Origin of the sequence: Streptomyces sp. NPDC019443, from assembly GCF_044389785.1 — a bacterium.
Lineage (GTDB): Bacteria > Actinomycetota > Actinomycetes > Streptomycetales > Streptomycetaceae > Streptomyces.
Genome location: NZ_JBIRYJ010000011.1, coordinates 40,869 through 60,939, shown reverse-complemented (window position 1 = coordinate 60,939; position 20,071 = coordinate 40,869). Strand labels below are relative to the sequence as shown.

General features: G+C 69.1%; 17 protein-coding genes and 2 pseudogenes. 2 read left to right on the top strand and 17 right to left on the bottom strand.

The genetic code is table 11. The annotated features are described in order from the left end of the window. Positions 1 to 10: 10 nt before the first annotated feature. Positions 11 to 306: pseudogene (locus ACH492_RS28710) on the top strand (serine/threonine protein kinase); the annotation flags it as partial. A gap of 569 nt (positions 307 to 875) precedes the next feature. Here ACH492_RS28710 and ACH492_RS28705 read toward each other — a convergent pair. The 4 genes and pseudogenes from ACH492_RS28705 to ACH492_RS28690 form a co-directional block, all read right to left on the bottom strand. Continuing rightward, a complete protein-coding gene (locus ACH492_RS28705) occupies positions 876 to 1,694 on the bottom strand; it encodes a hypothetical protein (RefSeq protein WP_398990577.1) in 819 nt (272 codons plus the stop codon). A gap of 186 nt (positions 1,695 to 1,880) precedes the next feature. After that, positions 1,881 to 2,297 (bottom strand): hypothetical protein, encoded by a 417-nt coding sequence (locus tag ACH492_RS28700; protein ID WP_398990575.1) that lies wholly within the window; start codon positions 2,295 to 2,297, stop codon positions 1,881 to 1,883. A gap of 261 nt (positions 2,298 to 2,558) precedes the next feature. After that, positions 2,559 to 3,700 (bottom strand): annotated as a pseudogene (locus ACH492_RS28695) (transcriptional regulator). A 304-nt stretch (positions 3,701 to 4,004) separates the two neighbouring features. Continuing rightward, positions 4,005 to 5,288, bottom strand: coding sequence for an adenylosuccinate synthase (locus ACH492_RS28690; RefSeq protein WP_398990574.1), 1,284 nt, complete (start codon positions 5,286 to 5,288; stop codon positions 4,005 to 4,007). A 153-nt stretch (positions 5,289 to 5,441) separates the two neighbouring features. Between ACH492_RS28690 and ACH492_RS28685 the strand changes: the two genes are divergently transcribed. Further along, on the top strand, positions 5,442 to 6,272 hold the full coding sequence (locus tag ACH492_RS28685) for a diacylglycerol kinase (protein ID WP_398990572.1): 831 nt from the start codon (positions 5,442 to 5,444) through the stop codon (positions 6,270 to 6,272). A gap of 544 nt (positions 6,273 to 6,816) precedes the next feature. Here ACH492_RS28685 and ACH492_RS28680 read toward each other — a convergent pair. The 13 genes from ACH492_RS28680 to ACH492_RS28620 all read right to left on the bottom strand — a co-directional run bounded on the left by ACH492_RS28680 (position 6,817) and on the right by ACH492_RS28620 (position 20,015). Next, on the bottom strand, positions 6,817 to 8,019 hold the full coding sequence (locus tag ACH492_RS28680) for a cytochrome P450 (RefSeq protein WP_398990570.1): 1,203 nt from the start codon (positions 8,017 to 8,019) through the stop codon (positions 6,817 to 6,819). A gap of 156 nt (positions 8,020 to 8,175) precedes the next feature. Then, entirely contained in the window at positions 8,176 to 8,835 is a 660-nt protein-coding gene (locus ACH492_RS28675) for a response regulator transcription factor (RefSeq protein ID WP_307662072.1), read from the bottom strand. After that, a complete protein-coding gene (locus tag ACH492_RS28670) occupies positions 8,832 to 10,205 on the bottom strand; it encodes a sensor histidine kinase (protein ID WP_398990568.1) in 1,374 nt (457 codons plus the stop codon). Before ACH492_RS28670 ends, ACH492_RS28675 begins: the two co-directional genes overlap by 4 nt. A gap of 166 nt (positions 10,206 to 10,371) precedes the next feature. Continuing rightward, entirely contained in the window at positions 10,372 to 11,247 is an 876-nt protein-coding gene (locus ACH492_RS28665) for an NAD(P)H-binding protein (RefSeq protein WP_398990566.1), read from the bottom strand. Between the two features lie 57 nt (positions 11,248 to 11,304). Beyond that, entirely contained in the window at positions 11,305 to 11,973 is a 669-nt protein-coding gene (locus tag ACH492_RS28660; protein WP_398990564.1) for a response regulator, read from the bottom strand. Then, a complete protein-coding gene (locus ACH492_RS28655; protein ID WP_398990561.1) occupies positions 11,970 to 13,244 on the bottom strand; it encodes a sensor histidine kinase in 1,275 nt (424 codons plus the stop codon). Before ACH492_RS28655 ends, ACH492_RS28660 begins: the two co-directional genes overlap by 4 nt. 10 nt (positions 13,245 to 13,254) lie before the next feature. Next, positions 13,255 to 14,385, bottom strand: coding sequence for an acyltransferase (locus ACH492_RS28650; RefSeq protein WP_398990559.1), 1,131 nt, complete (start codon positions 14,383 to 14,385; stop codon positions 13,255 to 13,257). Beyond that, positions 14,378 to 15,325, bottom strand: a complete 948-nt coding sequence (locus ACH492_RS28645; RefSeq protein WP_398990557.1) for an alpha/beta hydrolase — start codon at positions 15,323 to 15,325, stop codon at positions 14,378 to 14,380. Before ACH492_RS28645 ends, ACH492_RS28650 begins: the two co-directional genes overlap by 8 nt. A 119-nt stretch (positions 15,326 to 15,444) precedes the next feature. Next, positions 15,445 to 16,314, bottom strand: a complete 870-nt coding sequence (locus ACH492_RS28640; RefSeq protein WP_398990555.1) for an alpha/beta hydrolase — start codon at positions 16,312 to 16,314, stop codon at positions 15,445 to 15,447. Between the two features lie 171 nt (positions 16,315 to 16,485). After that, positions 16,486 to 17,679: a kynureninase gene (gene kynU / locus ACH492_RS28635; RefSeq protein WP_398990553.1), complete on the bottom strand. Its 1,194-nt coding sequence runs from the start codon at positions 17,677 to 17,679 to the stop codon at positions 16,486 to 16,488. Next, positions 17,672 to 18,493 carry a tryptophan 2,3-dioxygenase family protein gene (locus ACH492_RS28630; RefSeq protein ID WP_398990552.1) on the bottom strand — a complete coding sequence of 274 codons (822 nt, stop codon included), beginning with the start codon at positions 18,491 to 18,493 and terminating at the stop codon, positions 17,672 to 17,674. The genes kynU and ACH492_RS28630 overlap by 8 nt, the downstream gene beginning before the upstream one ends. Positions 18,494 to 18,593: 100 nt before the next feature. Next, positions 18,594 to 19,493: a DUF3152 domain-containing protein gene (locus ACH492_RS28625; protein ID WP_398990551.1), complete on the bottom strand. Its 900-nt coding sequence runs from the start codon at positions 19,491 to 19,493 to the stop codon at positions 18,594 to 18,596. A gap of 108 nt (positions 19,494 to 19,601) precedes the next feature. Further along, a complete protein-coding gene (locus ACH492_RS28620) occupies positions 19,602 to 20,015 on the bottom strand; it encodes a DUF3151 domain-containing protein (RefSeq protein ID WP_398990550.1) in 414 nt (137 codons plus the stop codon). Positions 20,016 to 20,071 lie beyond the last annotated feature (56 nt).

Below are 20,071 nucleotides of genomic sequence, written 5' to 3'. Positions count from 1 at the left end.
GCTTCGGCGCATGGAACAGCTCGCGCCCCAGGATCCGCCCTCCATAGGTGAGTACAGTCTGCTCGGCCGCCTTGGTGAGGGCGGTATGGGCCGGGTCTACCTTGCGCGTTCCGCGGACGGCCGCACGGTCGCCGTCAAGCTCATCAAGTCCGAGCTCGCCGGGCAGCCGGAGTTCCGTCACCAGTTCCGGCAGGAGGTGGCCGCCGCGCGCCGGGTCGGCGGGGAGTGGACCGCGCCCGTGCTGGACGCGGACACCGAAGCGGCGGAACCTGGGTGGCGACCGGGTATGTCGCCGGACCCTCGTTGCTGCCCAGGAACGTTTCCAGTGCATCTGGGAGCGATCGCTGAGCAGCTCCGCGGGTGCGCAGCCGCTGACGGTCTCGCAGGGCGCGGTGGGCAGCCCCGTTGTCACCTTCACCACAACGACGGGCGGCGCGACTTGCACGTCGGGCGCCGAGCTGTTCTCGGGGGAGAACGCGTTGTGATCGGTCCTTCCCGGGTACTGAGCGGCGACTGCGCGGCGGGCCGGTTCGTCGGTCCTGACGGTGCGGCAGCACGCTGAATCGAACCTTCCTCGACACGGGCAACTCGCCCCGCGAGTACTGGCGTCCGTAAGAACGGGTCCGTAAGAACGCAGAGCGCCCCGGGCGGCGGAGAGGCCGACCGGGGCGAGCCTCAACCGCAGGAATGCCGGTGGTCGAGGTGCCGGAAGAGGGCAGGTCAGCTCCAGCTCCAGCCGGTGCCCGCCGTTCAGCGCTCCACAACGGCCCTGAAGATCTTGCTCCGGCCGCCCGACTCATGCCGGATTGCCAGTAAATGTCAATCGTGTTGAACCGGTGCAAGCCGGGCGCGATTTCAAGAATCTCAGTGGTCTTTTAGGTTTTATTGAGGATTTCTTGAGCCGCCTTCACCTGATAATCTATCCGCTTCCTCACTTTGAGGAGTTCATCCCGATTATCCGCCACGGCCCGCTCTTGATAAGAGAAGTCAACCGTGAACCAAACACCTACAACATTATGCCGAGCTCGGCACTCCTGATCAGCCACAGCAGTTTCAATTTCTGCGCTAGACGGCCGACTCGACTTCACCCATCGCGGATCACTCAGTGCGTCAAGCGGGCTGCGATAAGAGTAGCCATGTTTTTGCATGCAGTGCGACCAGAGCGAGAATACCCTGAGTGTTCGAGGATCTTTCTGAGCCGCCACCAGGGTGTCGAATTTAAGATTTGTCGCAATGTCAGCATCCCCGATGCGCCCATTGCGAGAGCCCGTGATTTCCATCAATGCAGAACCGACACAGCCATGACTAGGCACTCTACTGCCACTTCGGGTAAGCCCGCCAGGACCAGATAGAACATCCGTATCTCGAGCCCCGGTCAACACGAACCACTTTTCAGGATCATTATCTGGGCTGGTCTTCCACGTCTCACCTTTAGGGAAGCCGCCAGCAGGGTGATAACCCCACTCCTTCGCGTGAGCCATACTCTGATAACCGAAGCGACCGTCTACGCGACTGCTCGGCGCATCAGCCCCTATACCAGCACCGATCGATTGCTTCGGAGCCTCAAACGAAAGCCCGTACTTATGCATACAGCCTGCGACACGCAGGGAGTAAGCCGAAGAAACCGACTCCAGTTGATCAGGGTTCAAGAGATATTGATCTAGCGGCATCTCTTGATTGTTGGCATTCGTCAAGCGAGGCACTTGCGTATCGGCGTGCTGTCGCGTGGTCTCCCCTTCTTTCCTAGCCACACAGCCAACGAGCACTGCCATCACCGCAAAGATCACTACCATCGACCTGCGCCCCGGAGGTTTAGGAGGTCGGGGCATACTAGACCTTGCCCCTCCGGCGGCATGCCTTACCACAGAGACGAAAAATCATCACATCGAGCCGGACGCATTGTTGTTTTTCATTGCCGAGTTCAGATTCACGAATGTGAGAGATGGGATCTGCTGGCAAGCAACCGCACAACTGTAGTAGCTATTGTAAAAAACACGGAAATGATAGGAGCTTCGATTATTTACAGCGGCGGCATTATTCTTCACACCCTGCCCCGCCCCGTAACTGCCATACTGCGACTGCCTGAAACTATATCCCTGATAATCAGGGATATCTGAAGTTTGCACGAAATATGCATTAAGGTTATTTTCGAGCGAATTATAGTAAAGGCAAACCTCTCCCGATGCGCACGTCCCTCCGGGACCGGCATGCGCCAAATTCGTCGACGCCACACTCAATCCGAGCGAGCTTGCCAACACCAAAGTCACCCTCAGCAGCTTTCGCTTCACTTCAATCATCCCTTCATGTTGCCGAGCGCCGCGAAGAGGCATCGCTGACCACTCTCTCAATTTAACTTTCAGACTTTAACATGCATGCGATCATCCGACTATCCCTGAGAAGGAAACGTCATCTGCAGGCAGCCGAAAATGCCAATATAGGACCGCTATTGTCCGCATAACGTACTCTCTGACTGGCCTTTTCCCAGCGTCCGCCGTTCGAGGGCTGCACCGAATGTCTGGCCTCGTACATCAACCAGTTCGACGACGATGACCTGCTCGCTACGAGCCCGAGCGGTGGGTAGAGGCCCTGCTCGAGCACGGCCCCCACAGCAGCCAATGCCGGTGTGTCCCGGACCACGGAAGGTCGGCACACCCCTCAACGCACGGGTAGCGCCCGCTCATGGCGGCCATGGCGCGCCTCTGCGTCCCCCCGTCGAGCAGGGAGCCGAGTCCCGCCGCAGCAGTTGCGTCTGCATCCGCCTCGGTGCGGCCGGCCTCCATCTGCACGCGAGCTCGGTCCACGTAGAAGTGGGAAGCCCGGGACACCGCCCAGTCATTCGGTATACGCACCTCTTCGGCCTGACGCAGTGCTTCGCCGAACTCGCCCATTTCGATATGGGCCGACACCGCGTGAATCCTCACATTCGTCGGACCGAACGACAGCCACAGCACATCCGATGCTTCGCCCACCCGGGAGGCATAGGCGCGTGCCTCTGCCAGATGTGCCGTGACCTCACTGTGATCATGAGCGCGAGCAGCGATGATCGACGCTCCGAGGTGGAGCTGACCCGCCACGGCGAAGCGTTCCCCGAGACGACTGAGCCTGTCCCAGGGTGGACCAGCCACCATGAGGCGCTGGCCGATGGTGTACTCGCCTTCCCGGAAGTACACCAGCGCCCGCATGTACTGCCGGACCGCCGCCAGCAAGGGATCAGAGGCACGCGAAGCGGCCCAGTCCACGCGATCGAGCGCCACGGTGGACAAGTCGTAGTAGCCGAGTTTCACCGTCTCGTCGTGAGCAGTGCGATACGTACTGGACAGCGCCGCCCAGATTTCTGACCACGGCGCACGGTCGGCGGCCGTGGTGATCTCGGCGATGACATCGGGAAGTTCGAGCGCAGCGTCATGGAGTTTCGTCGCCCGCACCAGGCGGCACAGGTTCTCGGCCGCCGCCACGAGCTGAGGCGTGGGGCGGGGTGCGATCGCGGAATCTGGCCCCAGGTCGTAGAGATCCAATGCTTCCCTGATGGGCGGACCAGCTCTGCCAGCCGATCTTGCTGAAGTTCGGTCACGTAAGGCTGCCCCGTCAGCGACGTTACGTCGACACACAGGACCTTGGCGACCGTGGCGACCAGGTCAGGACTCGCAGGCTTGTGGCCGCTCTCGACCTGAGTGAGCAAGCTGTAGGAGTACAGCACCAGGCAGCGGTGGGCGACAGCGCGCCGACGACGTGACGGACCGCCTCCAGCTCGAAGCGCCGTCGATGACCCGTCTGCCGGATTCCCCGTCGCTCATGGGCGGGAGCCTACGAGGTGCCGGTGACACGACCCTGCGCAGGTGCCTCCATCGTTACCCGGCCGACGCGCTCTACGCCGCCGCGCGTGGGTCGCACCGAGGAACTCGCCGAAAGCGCCGGGCCGTTCACCACCAAGGCGACCTGGCGCAACGCCGAGGGGCGACAGGGGAGCCCCGCACCATCCGGGGCTCCCCTGTCCGTAAGCCGTACTAGAGGAAGGAGTTGATCTCGATCGTCTCGGTACGGCCGGGGCCCACACCGATCGCCGAGATCGGCGCGCCCGACATCTCCTCCAGCGCCTTCACATAGTCCTGCGCGTTCTTCGGCAGGTCCGCGAAGGTCTTCGCCTTGGTGATGTCCTCTGACCAGCCCGGCAGGTACTCGTACACCGGCTTCGCGTGGTGGAAGTCGGTCTGGGAGTACGGGAGCTCCTCGACACGCTTGCCGTCGATCTCGTACGCGACACACACCGGGATCTGCTCCCAGCCGGTCAGCACGTCCAGCTTGGTGAGGAAGAAGTCGGTGAGGCCGTTGACCCGGGTCGCGTACCGCGCGATGACCGCGTCGAACCAGCCGCAGCGGCGGTCGCGGCCGGTGGTCACGCCCCGCTCGCCGCCGATGCGGCGCAGCGCCTCGCCGTCCTTGTCGAAGAGCTCCGTCGGGAACGGGCCCGCGCCGACGCGGGTCGTGTACGCCTTGAGGATGCCGATGACCCGGCTGATCTTCGTCGGGCCGACGCCGGCGCCGGTGCAGGCCCCGCCCGCGGTCGGGTTCGACGAGGTGACGAAGGGATACGTGCCGTGGTCGACGTCGAGCAGCGTGCCCTGGCCGCCCTCGAAGAGGACGACCTTGCCCTCGTCGATCGCGCTGTTCAGGATCAGCGTGGTGTCGGCGACGTACGGCTTGATCTGCTCCGCGTACTGGAGCATCTCCTCGACGATCTTGCCGGCCTCGATGGCGCGGCGGTTGTAGACCTTGGCGAGGAGCTGGTTCTTGGACTCCAGCGCCGCCTCGACCTTCTGCTCCAGGATCGACTCGTCGTAGAGGTCCTGGACGCGGATGCCGGTGCGGTTGATCTTGTCGGCGTAGGTCGGGCCGATACCGCGGCCGGTCGTGCCGATCTTCCGCTTGCCGAGGAACCGTTCCGTCACCTTGTCGAGGGTGACGTTGTACGGAGTGATCAAATGCGCGTTACCGCTGATCAGCAGCTTGGACGTGTCAATGCCACGGTCGTTCAGCCCGCTCAGCTCGGAGAGCAGAACCGCCGGATCCACTACGACGCCGTTGCCGATGACCGGAGTACATCCCGGCGAGAGGATTCCGGAAGGGAGGAGATGCAGCGCATACTTCTGATCGCCCACGACGACCGTGTGGCCGGCATTGTTGCCGCCCTGATAGCGCACTACATAATCCACGGATCCACCGAGCAGGTCGGTGGCCTTTCCCTTGCCTTCGTCACCCCACTGAGCACCGAGCAGCACAAGTGCGGGCACAGGCGTACACCCCTTCCGGGCGGGGCAAGACCAAGGTCAGGGGGCCTGAGCCGTGCCTGAGTCTTCGGACCGGTTGCCCCGGAATAGACGAAGCCCCTGGCGCAATAGCGCAAGGGGCTCTTGCACAAAGATGCTACCCGAGGAAGGACCGAGGTGTCGGCTCACGACCAGCTACTGGTGGTCATCGACCCGGTCGCCCGCCGAAGTGACGGCGAGTCCGTGCGGATCGCGAAAGATGTGCTGTGTGGCGGGTCGGAGGCGAAGATCTGCCTCCCCGAGGGGCCGGAGGAATTCGCGCGGGCACTGGCCCGCAGGGGGTCGCGGCGGCCGGTGGTGATCGGTGACGACCGGGCGCTGCTGCGTGCGGTGGCTCTGCTGCACCGGGATCGCTGGCTGGGTGACGGGGCGCTGGCACTGGTGCCGGTGGGTCCGTCCGCCTCCGTGGAACTGGCGCATTCGCTGGGCGTGCCCCGGGGAGCGGTGGCGGCGGCGCGGGCGGTGCTCGACGGAGCCGTACGCCGTCTTGACCTGCTGGTGGACGAGAGCGACGGGGTCGTGCTGGGGGATCTGTCGATCCCGGCGACGTCGGCGCGGGCGGCTCCCGGGGCGAACGGCGTGTCGGTGTGGAACACCTGCCGCTCGCTGGTCCGCACGCTGGTCCGCACGCCCCCGGCTCCGGTGGTGCGGACGCACCGGCTGCGGGTGGAGGCGGACGGGGTGCTGCTGACGGACCTGGACCGGGTGGTGGAGGCGGTGACGGTGCGGGCGGGCGACGGCCGCGCGGAGGTGGTCGTCCGGCACGGCGCGCATGCGGAGCCGGTCATGGCCCGCGCCTTGACGGTGACGGTCTCGGGGGCGGACTTCCGCTACCGGGCGGACGCGATGGTGACGGGGCCGGTGAGGACGCGGACGTGGACGCTGCGGGCGGGGGCGTGGGGGTTGACGCTGCCGTCGGGGGCGGTGGTGGCGGGCGCGGGGGGGTAGCCGGGGCCGTCCGGCTGCCGGTTTGTCCTCAAACGCCGGACGGGCTTGATTTACCCGGCGGCGCTCTGGCTCGGGCCGTCCGCCAGACGGTTTGTCCTCAAACGCCGGACGGGCTTGATTTGCCCGGCCCGTCCCGCAGACGGGACGTCCTCAAACGCCGGACCGTCTTGGATTCCCCGGCCCGTCCCGCAGACGGGACGTCCTCGAACGCCGGACCGGCTTCGATTCCGGGCGTCCTCAAGCGCCGGACCGGCTTGGATTCCGGCCGACGGGCTGGAGCTGGCCTGCATCTGCCGTCGCTGCCGGGGCCGGAGACTCGGTGGGCGCCGGTGCTGATCCTGACGGTGGGCGGGGGGCTGGCCCCGGCAACCGGGGCTCCGCCCCGTACCCGGCGCCTCAATCGCCGGAGGGGCTTGATTTCGCGACCGGGAACGCGCCTCAAACTCCCCCGGACGAAGTCTGGGGGAGATTGAGGACAACGCCCGAAGGGCGTGCGGGTCCGGGGCGGAGCCCCGGTTACGGGAAGGGGCGGGGTGGGGGAAGGTCACAGCTCGACCCGCAGCTCCTTCACGCCCCGGATCACAAACCCCGCCTTCCACTCCGGCTCCGCCGCAAGCCGCATCGTCGGCGCCTCCCGCAGCAACTCCCCGAACGACGTGGCCAGTTCGATACGCGCAAGCGGCGCGCCGAGGCAGTAGTGGATGCCCGCGCCGAAGCTGACGTGCGGGTTGTCGGCGCGGGCGAGGTCGAGGGTGTCCGGGTTCTCGAACTTCTCCGGGTCCCGGTTGGCCGAGCCGAAGAGCAGGGCGAGTTCGGAGCCGCGCGGGACGAGGGTCCCGTCGATCTCGATGTCGTCGAGTACCCAGCGTTCGAACAACTGGAGCGGGGTGTCGTACCGCATCAGCTCCTCCACAGCTGTGGACAGAAGTGTGTGGTCGGCGCGGAGGGCGGCAAGCTGGACGGGGTTGCGGAAGAGGGTCCACCAGCCGTTCGCGGTGGTGTTGACCGTCGCCTCGTGGCCCGCGTTCAGCAGCAGCACACAGGTCGAGATCATCTCCTGCTCGCTCAGCCGGTCTTCCTCGTCGTGCGCGGCGATGAGCGCGGAGATCAGGTCATCGCCTGGCGCCGTGCGCCGCTCGGCGATCAACTCCCGTAGGTACGTGCTGAACTCGACCGAGGCGCGGACCGCGCGGGCGGCTGTCTCCTCCGGCGGATTCAGCTCGTACATCCCGCAGATGTCCGCCGACCACGGCCGCAGCAGCGCGCGGTCGGCGGGCGGAATCCCGAGCATCTCCGCGATGACGGCGACCGGCAGCGGCTCGGCGACCTCGGCGAGCAGATCGCCCCCGCCGTTGTCCTTGAGCCCGGCGACAAGCTCGGCCGCGAGCCTGCGCACGGTGGGCACGAGCGCCTCGACGGTGCGCGGCGTGAAGGCCTTCGACACGAGACGCCGGATGCGGGTGTGGTCGGGGGCTTCGAGGTCGAGCATCCCGTAGTCGTTGAGCGTGTGGAACGGCTCGTGCGCGGCGGGCGGGGGCGTACGCCCGAACTCCTCGTGCGTGAAACGGTGCAGGTAGGTCCGCCCGAGCCGGCGGTCGCGCAGCAGCGCGGAGACGTCGGCGTGGTGGGGGATCAGCCACTGGCGGGTGGGCTCGTAGTAGTGCACGCGTCCGCGGGCGCGGAGCTCGGCGTAGGCGGGGTAGGGGTCGGCGACGAATGCGGGTGACCAGGGGGTGAAGTCGGCCATGGGCTGACGCTACCCGGCGGGGTGTTCTTTCCCCAGTCCCGCCCCTTCCCGTAACTGGGGGGCAAGCCCCAGACCCCGTACGCTCTTCGGGCGTTGTCCTCGAACTCCCTCAGACTTCGTCCGGGGGAGACCCCCAACGGGCTTCCGGGGGAACGCTCAGCCCGGCGTGACCAGTCTCGCCTCGTACGCGAACACCGCCGCCTGCGTCCGGTCCCGCAACCCCAGCTTCACCAGCACCCTGCTCACATGCGTCTTGATCGTCGACTCCGCGACCACCAGGTGCGAGGCGATCTCCGCGTTCGACAGACCCTGCGCGATCAGCACCAGCACCTCCGTCTCGCGCTCCGTCAGATCGCCCACCTGGGCCAGGGCCGGCGGGCGCGGGTTCTGGGAGAGCTTCGAGAACTCCGTGATCAGACGGCGTGTGACCGTCGGCGCCAGCAGCGCCTCGCCCGCCGCCACCACCCGTACGCCGTCCGCGAGCTGACGCGCGGACGCGTCCTTCAGCAGGAAGCCGGACGCCCCCGCGCGCAGCGCCTGGTACACGTACTCGTCGAGGTCGAACGTCGTCAGCACCAGCACCTTGGACCCGGCGTGCGCGGCGGCGATCTCGCGGGTCGCCTCGATGCCGTTCAGCTCCGGCATACGGATGTCCATCAGCACCACGTCGGGCGCGAGTTCGGCGACCTTGGCGATCGCCTCGCGGCCGTTCACCGCCTCGCCGACGACCTCGATGTCGGGCATCGCGTTCAGCAGGACCGAGAAGCCCTCGCGGACCATCATCTGGTCGTCGACGACAAGAACGCGGATTGTCATGACGGCTCCTCGGTGGCGGTGGCAGGGGCGGCGTCGGTGGGGACGGCTGCGACGGGGATGAAGGCGGTCACCTGGTAGCCGCCGTCCTGCGTCGGCTCCGCGGTCATCTCGCCGCTCAGCATCGTCACCCGCTCCCGCATGCCCGTGATGCCGTGGCCCGCGCCCGGCGACGGCTTGACCAGGCCCTGGGGCGCGGTGTTCACGATGCGCAGGCCCAGGCCGCCGAGTACGTAGGAGATCTCGACCTTCGCCGAGGACCCCGGCGCGTGGCGCAGCGCGTTGCTGAGCGCCTCCTGGATGATCCGGTACGCCGACAGCTCGACGCCCTGCGGCAGATCGCGGACCGCGCCCGTCACCGTCTTCTCCACCTCCAGCCCCGCCTCGCGGACGTTGGAGAGCAGGTTCTCGATGTCTGCGAGCACCGGCTGCGGTGCGTCGGGGGCCTGGTAGTCCTCCGCCCGTACGACACCGAGGACCCGGCGCAGCTCGGTCAGCGCCGCCACCGCGTTCTCGCGGATCGTGGCGAAGGCCTTCTCCAGCTCGGGCGGCGGGTTCTCCACCCGGTAGGGCGCGGCCTCCGCCTGGATCGCGACCACCGACATGTGGTGGGCCACCACGTCGTGCAGCTCGCGGGCGATGGTCGTGCGCTCCTCGAGGAGTGTGCGCCTGTCGCGTTCGACGGCCGTGACGGTCTGCTGCGCCGCGACCTCCTGCTTCGCCTCGCGGCGGACGTGCCGCACGGTGGTCACCAGCAGCACCATCGCCGAGATGAAGAGCATCTGCGGGGTGTCGGACATTTCACCCTGGGAGAGCAGGACCTCGGCGAAGAATCCGTACGCCGCGGTCAGCAGCCACATCCAGGCGGCGGTCCGCGGCCGCGTCCGCACCGCCACGACCGTCATCACCGTCAGGTGCGACATGAACGAGCTTGGCGTCCACGGCCAGCCGTCCCCGTAGTTGGCCAGCACGCCGACGACGGGTGTGCTGAGCAGGGAGAGCCACCATGCGCCGACCGGCCTGAGCAGCGTCATCACCATCGCGGCGGCGGGAACGAACCCGGTCACGACGAATTCCGGTCCGGCGCCCCCAGTGTCGCCGGCGACATACGCCGCGACGAGCACGATGAACGCCCCGACCACGAGCACGGCGTGCGGGGTCCACCCCGCCCAGTCGCGTATCCGGCCCGGGAGCCGGCGGGTGATCGGCCCGTCCGTCCGCCTGCGCGGCAGGGGGCGGTAGGCGAAGGCATCGTGGAAGAGGTCCTGGCGGAGGCCGCTCACGGCTCCCATGGCCAGGTGGAACTCGGGGCTGCGGGTCTTCTCGGTCACGTACAGAACGGTATGCGGAAGGACGGACGCGGTCGTCAGCATCGCTGCGGATCCTGCCGCGTCCGTCCTGAGTACTACGAGGCGCTACGAGTCGCTACGAAGCGAGACGAAGCGGTACGGGTGGTATGTAGCGGTACGGGACGCTATTCGGCGGTGGGACGCTCTTACGCGCGGAACGCGTCCCACGCTATTCGGCGCTGGGACGCTCTTACGCGCGGAACGCGTCCGCGTGCTCCGCCGCCCACTGGGCGAAGGTCCGCGCCGGGCGCCCCGTGACCTTCTCGACGGTGTCGACGACGGTACGTCCGACGAGCGGTGTGTTCCCGTACGCCTCCAGCAGGAAGCCGATCACTTCGTCCGGCTGGCCGGCCGCCCGCCACTGCTCGACCGCCTGCTCCTCGCTCAACTCGACGAGCCGGATCTCCCGGCCGCGAGCAGCCGCGAGGGCGTCCGTCTTGTCCTTCAGGGTCAGCACCTCCGGGCCGGTGATCACGTACTCCTGGCCGCCGTGGCCGTCCTCGGTGAGCGCGACCGCGGCGACCGCGCCGATGTCGCCCTCGTGGACCATCGCGCTCAGCCGGCCGGTGAACGGCTCCCGCACCTCGTCGTCGCCGCGAATGCCGTCCGCCCACTCCAGCGCGTTCGACATGAACTCCACCGGCATGACCACGGTCCACGCGAACTCTCCCCCACAGCCTTCGGCGTGGGAGGGGCCCCCAGCCCGCACCGCGTCCTCCAGCAGGCTGGGGCCGCCGCCGTGCAGCACGGTGACCCGGCGGACACCCGCCTTGCGGGCCAGTTCAAGGATCTGTGGGCCGGTCTCCAGAGGGGCGAAGTACGGCCCGCCGAAGGTGATCAGATGAAGGCCGGTCACATCCTCCAGAGCGGCTGCGAGGGATTCGGGGTCGGTGAGGTCGCCCTGCACAACCTCGACGCCGCCCGGAAAGTCCGCCTTGGCGGGGTCACGGGTCAGGGCACGGACGGAGTGTCCACGGCGGAGGAGTTCGGCGACGACCTGGCGGCCAACGGTTCCGGTTGCTCCGGTGACCAGGACGATTCCTTCAGTGCTCTCTCGATTCGTCATGTGGCCAGCGTAGGAAGGCTTGCGGTCAGCTTCTGTCCGCAAGGCAAGACCGTGGGTTCAGTAGCCGGTGGGACGTATGAGTCCCGTCTCGTACGCGAAAACCGCCGCCTGCGTACGGTCGCGCAGCCCCAGCTTCACCAGGATCCGGCTCACATGCGTCTTCACGGTCTGCTCCGCCACCACCAGCCGCGCGGCGATCTCCGCGTTCGAAAGGCCCTGTGCGATCAGGTTGAGCACCTCCGTCTCACGCTCCGTCAGATCCCCGACGCGCTCCTTGAGCGGGGTGCGCGGCGCACCGGCCGTCCGGGAGAACTCGGTGATCAGCCGCTTGGTGATGTTCGGCGAGAGCAGCGCGTCGCCGGCCGCCACCACCCTTACCGCTTCGGCGAGTTGACCGGCGGAGGCGTCCTTCAGCAGAAAGCCGGACGCGCCCGCGCGCAGCGCCTCGTAGACGTACTCGTCCAGGTCGAACGTGGTCAGCACGAGGACCTTGACGGTGGCACCCGGGGCCCTGGTGATCCGGCGGGTTGCCTCGATGCCGCCGAGCTCGGGCATCCGGATGTCCATCAGGACGACGTCGGGATCGAGTTCGGCGACCTTGGAGACCGCCTCGCGGCCGTCCACGGCCTGGCCGATCACCTCGATGCCCGGCTCGGCATTGAGCAGTACCGTGAAGCCCTGCCGGACCATCGCCTGGTCGTCGGCGATCACCACCCGGATCGTCATGCGTTGTCCTTCGAGACTTGCAGGGGCAGGTGCGCGGTGACTTCGTAGCCGCCGTCGGGGGTGCGTCCCGCGGCGAGGCCGCCGCCGAGCATGGCGGCGCGTTCGCGCATCCCGAGCAGACCGTGGCCTGCGCCGGGGGACGGCGGGGCGGGCTTCGCCGGAGCGGTGTTGATCACCCGGACGCCCAGCACGCTCGGCTTGTACACGATCTCCACGCGTACCTCGGACCCGGGCGCGTGCCGTATCGCATTGCTGAGGGCCTCCTGGATGATCCGGTACGCCGACAGTTCGACGCCGGGCGACAGCGGGTGCGGCTCGCCGGAGCTGTCGGTGGTGATGCTCAGCCCTGCGTTGCGGACATTCTCGACGAGGGAGTCCAGCCGGTCGAGGGTGGGCTGCGGTGCGTGCGGCGCGCCTTCCGGGTTCTCGGACCGCAGCACGCCGAGCACGCGGCGGAGTTCGGTGAGCGCTTCGAGGGCGTTCTCGCGGATGCCCTCCAGGTTCTCCTTGAGCTCGTCGGACGGATTCTGCACGAGGTGCGGGGCGACCTGCGCCTGGATGGAGATCACCGACATGTGGTGGGCGACGACATCGTGCAGCTCGCGGGCGATCCGGTTGCGCTCTTCGAGCAGCGTGCGCCGGGACCGCTCCTCGGCGGTGAGCGACTCCTGCTCGGCGAGCCGGTCACGGGCCTCGCGACGGCCGTGCAGCGATACACCGACGAGGACCACGACCGCGTACACGAGTGCGGCCGTCGCGGCCGACGAGTTGTACGGAGGCATCCCGAGCCCGAAGGCGTCGAAGACGAACCCGACCCCGACGGTGACCACCAGGGCCTTGACCGCGATACGGGTCCGGACGCGCAGGGCGAGAAGGAACAGCACGGCCGCGTTGGCGATGACACCCGGTACGGTCCACGGCCAGGGCTGCCCGCCGGGCAGTTGACCGGCCACGGCGAACGCGGTCAGTGCGGCGATCCCCAGCGACATCCACCAAGCGGCCAGCGGCCGGCGCATCGCGTACCCGACCACGGCGGCGGTGGCGACACCGAGCGGGATGCCGTACTGGCCGTGCAGGCGGAACTGATAGACCAGTTCGTCGGAACCGAGGATCGCCAGAGTGAGGGCGCCGTAGCCGATCAGGACATGCGGCAGCCGGCGGAGCCAGCGGGGGCGGGCCATCGGCGGAAGCGGCATCGCTTCGAAGTTCCACAGCTCAGGAGGGCGCAGAGCCGCGCGCTCCCATCTGTTGAGGTTGTCTTCGTCCGCCACAGGATGAAGCCTAGGCATCGCGCACCACCTTCGGGCGGGCGGGCCGCCGCCCCTGTTCGTACAGCCGGAACGCACCCCAGCAGACCGACAGCGCAAGCGCGAAGACCGGTAGCCAGGCAAGGCGGGCCAGCACCCAGCCCGGGCTGTCGGGTGCGGTGTGCAGTCCGGGAAGCGCGCCCGCGAGCAGGCCTGTCGTGGTGACCGCCATCAGCGCGGTCTGGTGCCAGAGGAAGACGGTCATCGCCGAGAGGTTGACCAGCGCCACCGCCGCCCAGGCCGCGGGTCTTTGAAGCACCCTGCGCAGCGGGCCGAGCAGCAGAAGGGCACCTCCGCACTGGGCGAGCCCGAAGGCAACGGCTGCGAGGGTCGGCGGGTTGAGGTTGGAGATCTCGGCGCCGGGCACCCCGACCATGGACGCGGGATAGCCGGCCCACAGGACGAGTGCGGCGGTGGCGGCGGCGCCGCCGAGCAGCAGCGCCCATCGGATCGCACTGCCCCGCAGGCCGCCGCGGGCCCACGCCGCGCCGAGGCAGCACGGGACCAGCCAGCCCGCGGCCACATTGATCCAGCCCAGCCAGGCCGGTCCGCCGAAGCCGAAACGGAACAGGTCGATGTGGAGGACGACGGCGAGCGGCCAGAGCGGATGCAGCCTGGCGACGAGCGGGGTGGCGGCGGTGAGCGCGGCGAAGACCAGCAGGAACCAGAGCGGGGAGAGGGCGAGGGTCAGCAGGGTGCGTACGGTCTGCAGGCCCGCGCCCGTGGCGAGCATCCCGATCGCGGCGACCGCCCACAGCACGAGGACGGCCGCGACCGGCGCGAAGAGCCGGGCCAGCCGGGTAGCCAGCCACTGCCGGTAGCCGGTGCCGCGGGCCCGCGCAGCGGCATGGTTCTTGGCGGCCACATGCCCACCGACCAGGAAGAAGACTGCCAGGGTCTGGAAGATCCAGGAGACCGGGCTCAGCCACGGCATGTGCTGGAGCGGGCTGGCGCCGTGGAGCACGCCGCCGCCGTCGGTGACGAGGGCGGTGACCAACCAGTGGCCGAGGACCACCCCGAGGATCGCGAGCGCCCGCAGGGCGTCGACGGCACGGTCCCGGCCGGGCGGGGTGGCCACGTCGATACGGCATGCCAACTCACGCATGGGTGACCTCCGTTGCGCGGCCGAGGACGATCCGGGCGAGGTTGCGCAGGGACGGGGAGCCGGGCTTCAGGTAGTCGCTGTGCCCGCCGTCGCCCGCGTCGAAGGTGCGCGCGCCGAAGCCGGGCGAGACGGGGTCGGCGCCGAAACCCACCGTGGTACCGAGGAGTTCGAGCCGTTGGTGCGGCACGTCCGCGATCCAGTCGTCGCTGCCGCGACCGGCCCAGACGGCGGCGCGGGTGCGCAGCTCGGCCACGTGGTCGACACCCGCGCCGGGGCTGCCGTAGAGGACGATGTCGGCAACGTCGACGGAGGCGGCGGCGCGCCCGCAGACGACGGAGCCGTACGAATGACAGAGGAGACCGACTCGCGCATCGGGCTTTGCCCCTACCAACTCGCTTATGAATAAGTGCAGTTGGCCAGCGGCACCTTCCGCGCGCCCCTCGGTCAGGACCTCGGGGCTGACGGTCCCCGGCGTGGCATAGCCCAGCCAGGCGACGACCGCCGCGCGGCCGCCCAGTTCGCCGTGGAGGGCGGCAGCTCCGGCCCGGAAGCGTTCGTACGTATCGAGGTTGGTGTCCGAGCCCGGCACCAGTACGGCGATCCGCTCGGCGCCCGCGAGATCGCCGAACACCTCGGCGGTGCGGCCGCCGTCACGTCCGTCGAAGGTGAGGAAGTGCCGCGTCGGGTCCGCCATGACGCGCAGCCGGGCGGCCCTCCCCCGGTCGCCGTGGTCGGCGGCCGTCCGCGCGGCCTCGCGGATATTGCCGCGGTTGGCTGCGTAGCGGTTGCCGAGAGCGGGCAGTTCGGCGGCGGTGACCGGCGCGAGCGCGACCGGGGCGGGCGCGGGGACGGCTGCGGGCCGCGCCGCCGCCGACACCGGCACGGCCACCGCGGCGGCGACGAGCGCGGCGAGCAGGGTACGACGCAGGCGGGACGCCATGAGGTTTCTTCCTTCCGTTCCAGACGCTGTCTCTGGAACAGAAGTTATGGATCACGGCCGGTGGTCGGCGTCCCGCTGGAGAGCGCACCTGTGAGGTAGCTCCGAAGTATTACGGGTACTCACCAGGCGAGCTGGGCGATCTCTTCCGCGACGACCGCGCACGCGTCCGCGGCCGGGTCGATGAGCGGGAAGTGCCCGACCTCCTCGAGGAGCGTGAGCCCGACGGTCTCCCCGGCCTTCGCCGCGGCGTCGACGTACGACTCGGAGACGGCATACGGCACGACGATGTCGACGCGCCCCTGCACGACGGTGGTGGCGATGCCGGTGGGCAGCAGCGCCGCCGGATCGGCGTGCGCGCTCCTCGACTCGAACTCCTCCTCCCCGCCCAGGAGTTGGACCACCGCGCCGCCGCACACATCGAGCTCGACGGCCTGCGCGAAGTCCGCGATCGGCGCGAGCGCGACGACCCCGCGCAGCGCGGGCGGCGCGGACAGCCGCCACGGCGACCCGACGGGCAGCACATGCCGCGCGGCGGCCCACAGCGCGAGCTGTCCGCCCGCGGAATGCCCCGTCACCACGATGCGCCGGACATCCGCCTGCGGCAGCGCCCGCCGGGCGAGCCCGGGCAGCGCGTCCATCGCGGCGGCGACATCGTCGAACGTCGCCGGCCACCGCCCGGCCACCGGCCCGCTCCCCCGCTGCTGCGGAATCTCGCTCCCCCGCCGGTACTCGACATTGGCGACTGCGAGCCCACGCCGGGCCAGAAAGTCCGTGAAGGGAGTGACATGCTGCCGGTCGTACGCTGCCCGCCACGCCCCACCGTGCAGCACGACGACGAGAGGCGCACTGGCCTGCTCCCCACGCGGCGCATAGAAGTCGACGACCTGGTCGGGATGCTCCCCGTACGCGACGGAGGCGTCCGGCGCGACGGCAGGATGCGAAAAGACCGACTCGGCCTCGGCGGCGTCACGGGCGACGGGGTCCGGCATTGCTGCTCCAACCTTCCGACGGAGTGGCGGAATCGACCGCGGAACCGACTCCGGAACTGGCCGCGGAGCCGACCGCGGTACTGACGGCGAAGTTGACCGCGAAATTGACCGCGAAATTGAGCTGACCAGCGGGGACGGTACCAGTCTCCCGCTGGTCGGCTCGGCGCGGCGTCAGGCGGCAAGAACCTCCGCCAGAACCGCAGCCGCCCGCTCTGTGTCGCCGAAGCCCACATACAGCGGCGTGAACCCGAACCGCAGCACGTCCGGCCTGCGCAAGTCCCCCACCACCCCGCGGGCGATCAGCTTCTCCATCACCGAAGGGGCGTCCGCGCAGCGCAGCGCGATCTGGCTGCCGCGCGATGCATGGGCCGACGGGGTCAGGGAGGTGACCCGGCCCTCCGGGACGTACGACTCGACGCACTCCAGGAAGAAGTCCGTCAGCGCCAGGCTCTTCGCCCGTACCGAGTCGATCGAGACGCCGTCCCAGACGTCGAGCGCCGCCTCCAGGGCCAGCATCGACACGATGTCGGGCGTCCCGACCCGGCCGCGGATCGCGCCGGGCGCCGGCGTGAAGTCGGCCGTCATCGCGAACGGGTCCGTGTGTGAGTTCCAGCCCGGCAGTGGGGAGTCGAATGCGGCCTGGTGGCGCTGGGCGACGTACAGATACGCCGGTGAACCCGGGCCGCCGTTCAGGTACTTGTAGGTGCAGCCGACCGCCAGGTCCACGCCGTGGGCGTCCAGGCCGACGGGAAGGGCGCCCGCCGTGTGACAGAGGTCCCAGACCGCGAGGGCGCCCGCCTCGTGGATCGCCGCCGTGAGGGACGGCAGGTCGTGGAGACGGCCGGTGCGGTAGTCGACGTGGTTGAGCAGCGCGACCGCCGTACGAGGACCGAGCGCGGCGGGCAGGTCGGCAGGCGCGACCGGGACCAGGCGTTTGCCCGTCAGGCGGGCCGCCGACTCGGCGATGTAGCCGTCCGTGGGGAAGGTCGTCGCGTCGACCACGACGTCCGTACGGGAGTCGTCCCCGCACAGCCGCACCGCGCCCACAACCGCCTTGAAAACGTTGACACTTGTGGAGTCGCCGACCACCACCTGGCCCGGGCCCGCGCCCACCAGCGGTGCGATCCGGTCACCGATCCGCTCCGGCGCCGTCCACCAGCCGCTCTCGTCCCACGAGCGGATCCGCAGCTCGCCCCACTGCCGGGTCACCACATCCGCGACCCGCTCGGGCACATGCGCCGGCAGCGCGCCGAGGGAGTTTCCGTCCAGATAGACCGTCTCGTCGAGCGCGAACAGCTTGCGCGCCCCGGCCAGTTCGTCTGCGGCGTCCAGCGCCGCGGCCTTCGCGGCCAGTGACTCAGACATGGCTGCGCGCCGTCCACAGCTCCGGGAAGACGTTCTTGCGGGCCCGCTTCTCCAGCCAGGCCACCCCCGCCGAACCGCCGGTACCCGCCTTCGAGCCCATCGCCCGCCGCGTCGCCACCAGATGGTCGTTGCGCCAGCGCCACACCAGCTCGCCGACATCCGTCAGAGCCTCGCCGATGCGCACCAGTTCGGTGTCCTGGTCGGCGCCGCCGTACACCGCGGCCCAGATCTCCTCGATCTCCTCCGACGGCTCGTACTTCTGCGAGAGATCCCGGTCGAGGACCGAGGACGGCACCGGCAGCCCGCGCCGCGCGAGCAGCCGCAGCACCTCGTCGTACAGGCTCGGCTCCAGCAGCGCCTTCTCCAGCTCCGCGTGGACGCGCGGCGCGCCCCGGTGCGGCACCAGCATGGAGGCGGACTTCTCGCCGAGCAGGAACTCCATCCGCCGGTACATCGCGGACTGGAAGCCGGAACCCTCGCCCAGAGCGCTGCGGTACGCGTTGAACTGAGAGGGCGTCAGATGCGCGAGCGGCTTCCAGGAGGCGTTGAGCGACTCGAGTTCGTACGTGCTGCGCTTCAGCGCGGCGAGGGCGACCGGCAGATCATCCTCGCGCAGGGCGCGCGCCGCCGTCTCCCACTCGTGGACGATCACGGTGAACCACAGCTCCATCACCTGCGTGGTGACGAGGAAGACCATCTCTCCCGGGTCGTCCGAGAGCGGCTTCTGGAGGTGGGTGAGGACGTCCGCCTGGACATAGTCCTCGTACGGAGTGGTGCCCGCGAAATCCAGGTTCGGGGCCGCGTCATGTGACATTGCTGTCTCCTCGACGTGTCCGGGTAGCGGTCCGCCCCTTCCTGTTGGCTCGGGAGCCCCGGTCCCCACGGGCATCATAAGCCGGGGGTCATCGGGCAGGTCAGAGCGTCGGGCCTGTGATGTACGTCCCGTCCCCGTCGTACGGCCAGGCATTGGACCGGCAGCCGTTCAGCCCCTTGATCTGCTGCATCATCACAGGCGCGAGCTTCCCCGGGCCCGGGCAGCCCAGGTGCTCGCGGTTGCCTATTTCGTGCCCGACCTCGTGGTTGATGATCAGATGCCGGTACTCCGCGGCCGGGCCGGCGAACGTCGGCGAGCCCAGCATCCAGCGGCGCAGATTCACCACGACGCCGTCGGCGGTCTCGCAGTTCAGCTCGCCGCCGGTGTCGAAGCCCTGCGCCAGGCAGAGCTGGTCCGCGGTGGACGGCGTGGCGATCCTGATCACGAAGTCGGCCTCGGCGTCGCCGGAGACCAGCTGAAAGGAGCCACGGCCGTGCGCGGCCCAGCCGCGCGGGTGGGCGAGGATCTGCTGGATCTCGGCTGCGGCGTCCCTCGCGGAGATGTCGATACCGTCCTCGACCTGGACGCGGTAGCGGCGCAGCGGGCCCGAACCGGCGGCGCCGCCGGATGCCTGCGCGGTGGTGAAGGTGCCCGCGCCGGATGCGGGGACCTTGACCGGCGGCTTCTTCGGCGTGGACGGCCTGGAAGACGGGGGCGTCCGGCCTTGGTCCGGCATCGAGCGGTCGGCGCGGGCCGGGTCGGACACCTCCGGAGTCACGGGCGGGGACACGGGGGTGCGGATGGGGTCGTCTGCCGTCTCGGGCACGGATTTTTTGGTGCCGTGCCAGTGCGCGAGGGCGGCGCCGCCGCCGAGCGAGAGGACGACCAGGGCCGCGCAGAGCGGGCGTATCCGGGCCAGCGGGCGGCGGGTGGATCTGCTGCCGCGGCTGCGGCTGCGGCTGCGGCTGCGCCCACGACGGGCGGCGGCGCGTTTGCCCACGGCAGACCTCCCACGCTTGCGATCCGACAGGCCGAAGGCCCGTATCCGGTGGTCTAGACAGGGGATACGGGCCTTCGGTTCCATCTTCGACTCAGCGTGTCCGCCGCTTCAGCCCAGCGTGTCCGCCGCCGTCTGGGACGAGTCGCGCAGGAATGTCGTGCAGCGCTCGTACTCCTCCTGCTCACCGATCGACTGAGCCGCGCGGGCCAGCGCGTGCAGCGCGCGCAGGAAGCCGCGGTTCGGCTCGTGCTCCCACGGCACCGGGCCGTGGCCCTTCCAGCCGCTGCGCCGCAGCGAGTCGAGGCCGCGGTGGTAGCCCGTGCGGGCGTAGGCGTACGACTCCACGACCCGGCCGCCCTCGAAGGCGTCGTCGGCGAGCCGGGCCCAGGCCAGCGAGGAGGTGGGGTACTTGGCGGCGACGTCGGCCGGGTCCGTGCCGGCGGCGAGAAGCTCGCGCGGCTCGGGTTCGTCGGGCAGGTGGGTCGGGGGAGGTCCCCCCAGCAGATTTTCATGGATGACCATGGGTTCCAGTGTCACAGGTCCATGAGGATCCGTGGAACCGGTGCGGGGGGGTACGT

Excerpts from the sequence above, each read along its gene's own strand:
- ACH492_RS28700 (WP_398990575.1), bottom strand. The coding sequence starts at position 2,297 with ATGATTGAAGTGAAGCGAAAGCTGCTGAGGGTGACTTTGGTGTTGGCA.
- ACH492_RS28680 (WP_398990570.1), bottom strand. The coding sequence starts at position 8,019 with ATGGCCGACTTCACCCCCTGGTCACCCGCATTCGTCGCCGACCCCTAC.
- ACH492_RS28675 (WP_307662072.1), bottom strand. The coding sequence starts at position 8,835 with ATGACAATCCGCGTTCTTGTCGTCGACGACCAGATGATGGTCCGCGAG.
- ACH492_RS28670 (WP_398990568.1), bottom strand. The coding sequence starts at position 10,205 with ATGCTGACGACCGCGTCCGTCCTTCCGCATACCGTTCTGTACGTGACC.
- ACH492_RS28665 (WP_398990566.1), bottom strand. The coding sequence starts at position 11,247 with ATGACGAATCGAGAGAGCACTGAAGGAATCGTCCTGGTCACCGGAGCA.
- ACH492_RS28660 (WP_398990564.1), bottom strand. The coding sequence starts at position 11,973 with ATGACGATCCGGGTGGTGATCGCCGACGACCAGGCGATGGTCCGGCAG.
- ACH492_RS28650 (WP_398990559.1), bottom strand. The coding sequence starts at position 14,385 with ATGCGTGAGTTGGCATGCCGTATCGACGTGGCCACCCCGCCCGGCCGG.
- ACH492_RS28645 (WP_398990557.1), bottom strand. The coding sequence starts at position 15,325 with ATGGCGTCCCGCCTGCGTCGTACCCTGCTCGCCGCGCTCGTCGCCGCC.
- ACH492_RS28640 (WP_398990555.1), bottom strand. The coding sequence starts at position 16,314 with ATGCCGGACCCCGTCGCCCGTGACGCCGCCGAGGCCGAGTCGGTCTTT.
- kynU (WP_398990553.1), bottom strand. The coding sequence starts at position 17,679 with ATGTCTGAGTCACTGGCCGCGAAGGCCGCGGCGCTGGACGCCGCAGAC.
- ACH492_RS28630 (WP_398990552.1), bottom strand. The coding sequence starts at position 18,493 with ATGTCACATGACGCGGCCCCGAACCTGGATTTCGCGGGCACCACTCCG.
- ACH492_RS28620 (WP_398990550.1), bottom strand. The coding sequence starts at position 20,015 with ATGGTCATCCATGAAAATCTGCTGGGGGGACCTCCCCCGACCCACCTG.